This is a genomic window from Intestinibacter sp. (assembly GCF_022780145.1).
GTDB lineage: Bacteria > Bacillota > Clostridia > Peptostreptococcales > Peptostreptococcaceae > Intestinibacter.
The window spans coordinates 1-2,360 of sequence record NZ_JALEXO010000245.1 but is presented as its reverse complement, the minus strand read 5'-3'; the positions used below and the strand labels follow the sequence as shown (position 1 = coordinate 2,360).

The window sequence follows — 2,360 nt, the reverse complement described above, 5'->3', positions numbered from 1 at the left end:
AAAAAGGTATTAAATAAGCATATAGAATTAGATGAGCAAAATATAATCGATATATCTATAGATGTGAATGTAGCTCGCGATGAAAATGGCGAGGAGGTCGTCTTAAATTCAAAAAATGTAGACCAGATAATAAACGATATAGCGGGGACTATTGTAAGAAATACTAACGAAAACATGGTCATGCCTAAAAATATAATTATTTCTTCTAAAGAAAACATAATGGAACAGATTGAGTATCAAAATATAGAAAAAACATATGAGGGTCTAGACTTAGGTATTATGAGTATAGAAAAGCCGAGATACAGTATGGATCAGGTTTTTTTAAATCAAGATATGAAAAAAAATGTTTCGAGAATACTGGCTATAAGTAAAAATAAAAGAAAAATAGTAGAGGAGCTAAAAATTCAAAATTCTCTAAAGGGAGGAAATTCTATACTTTGCAATTTTTATGGAGAAAGCGGCAGTGGAAAAACCTCTGTAATACACTGCATAGCAAGTGAGATAAATAAAAATATAGTTACAGTCAACTACAACATGATAGAGGCAATACCTGTTTACGATATACCAAAGACTATAAAGGCGATATTTGAAATAGCTAAAAAACAAAATGCTGTAGTCGTTATCACAGAGAGCAATAGGCTTATAAAACAGAAAAAAGTAGATTCAAGCGAGTACTACGATAATCTAATCAACGTAATAAAGGGTTCGATAAAAGTAGAGATTGGAAAATTTGACTCCTTATTATTTTTTACTTCGACTAATAAAGATAAAATAGACGAGTATTTTAGCAAATTGTTCTTTATAAACGTGGAATTTAAAAATCCAGACGAATACGAACGCGAAAAGCTATGGGAGTTTTGTACTAAGGAAAATGTAAAATTATCTCCTATATTAGATCCTAAGAGCTTAGCTCAGAAGTATCAAAATATAAGTAGAGCTGATATTAAGGATATATTATTTATAGCAGCTTCTATTGCTTTAGAAAACAATAGAGATATTCTATACGAATCAGATTTTGATTCGGCGTACAGTCAGGTTTTAGAAAGATACTAATTTTATTTTGTGAAAATTAATAGAGGCTTTTGCAAATTTTGTTTTGCAGAAGCCTTTAATATATTTAACATGAAAAATCTATATTTAATTGAATTTCCTCCCCGTCTATAAATAAATTATCTTCAATTAAATAAACAACGCTATTTCTAAAAAAATATGCATCTTTATCAGAAAGCTCAAAAGGGCAATTTTTCTTATCTAGTACAATATTATTTACTTTTACTACTAAAAATTCGTTTTCAAATACAACATCTACTATCAAGTTATGTATAAATTTGACTTGGATATTTTTTAGGTAAGTATCGATAGATTTAAAAATAGAATCAAATATACAGTGTTTTAGTGCAAGCTCTTTATTGTAGCCGCATTTTGCACAATAGATGTAATTAGATGATGTTTCTGATGTTATAGTTGTGTATTCCTCATTACAAATGCTGCAAAATCTTTTCATTTTTGTTTCCACCTCGTTTTGAAATAATATATAATTAATTTAATTATGATTAAATAGTAGCACTAAAGTCCTTAAAACGGCACAGGTAAGTAATGGTAAATATATTTTGAAATTTATTAAATATTTTCGATGAAAATATGTTATCATATATAGATATGCGAGAAAAATGTATTGAGGAGGAATTTTTGTGGAAGAAATATCAAATATGAATTTTGAAAATCTATCTTTTTCAACAGTTATGAGAAGACTTTCAAACTGGGCATTAAACGATGGTATAAATGCTGGTGTAAAACTTATAATAGGTGTGCTTGTAATAATTATTGGATTTAAGTTGATCAATAAAGTATCTAATAAGTTTTTAAAATTTGCAGAGTTGAAAAGCATAGACGTTACTCTAGTTAAATTTTTAAAATCATTTATAAATATATCTTTGAAATGTCTATTATTATTGATAATAATTGGAGGATATTGGGATATTGAATTGACTGGATTTGCGGCTATTTTAGCTTCAGCAGGGGTTGCAATAGGTTTAGCACTTCAAGGAAGTCTATCGAATTTTGCTGGTGGATTTATAATACTTTTCTTGAGACCTTTTAAGGTAGGCGATTATATCCAAGCAGCAGGATTTGAAGGAACAGTTGAGCAAATAGGAGTATTTTATACTAATTTAGCGACTGTAGACAATAAATTAGTAATGATACCTAATGGTACTCTATCAAATGGAAGCTTGATAAATTTCACAGCTAAAGAAACTAGAAGAGTTGATTTTATTTTCTCAGTTGGATATGATACAGAGCTTTTAAAGGTAAGACGAGTTTTAAAGGATATAGTGGACAAGCATAATTTAAGTTTATCT

3 protein-coding genes are annotated in these 2,360 nt (G+C 28.6%); 2 read left to right on the top strand and 1 reads right to left on the bottom strand.

Annotation, left to right across the window (positions count from 1 at the left end; genetic code table 11):
• A partial coding sequence (locus MR593_RS09310) for an AAA family ATPase (protein ID WP_290692169.1) occupies positions 1 to 1,053 on the top strand: 1,053 nt, incomplete at its 5' end.
• A 64-nt stretch (positions 1,054 to 1,117) separates the two neighbouring features.
• Here MR593_RS09310 and MR593_RS09305 read toward each other — a convergent pair.
• Positions 1,118 to 1,504, bottom strand: a complete 387-nt coding sequence (locus MR593_RS09305; RefSeq protein ID WP_290692167.1) for a hypothetical protein — start codon at positions 1,502 to 1,504, stop codon at positions 1,118 to 1,120.
• Between the two features lie 187 nt (positions 1,505 to 1,691).
• Here MR593_RS09305 and MR593_RS09300 point away from each other — a divergent pair.
• Positions 1,692 to 2,360 (top strand): mechanosensitive ion channel family protein (locus tag MR593_RS09300; RefSeq protein ID WP_290692165.1); only part of this gene is annotated, 669 nt, incomplete at its 3' end.

Coding starts and splice junctions, on each gene's coding strand:
- MR593_RS09305 (WP_290692167.1), bottom strand. CDS start 1,504: ATGAAAAGATTTTGCAGCATTTGTAATGAGGAATACACAACTATAACA.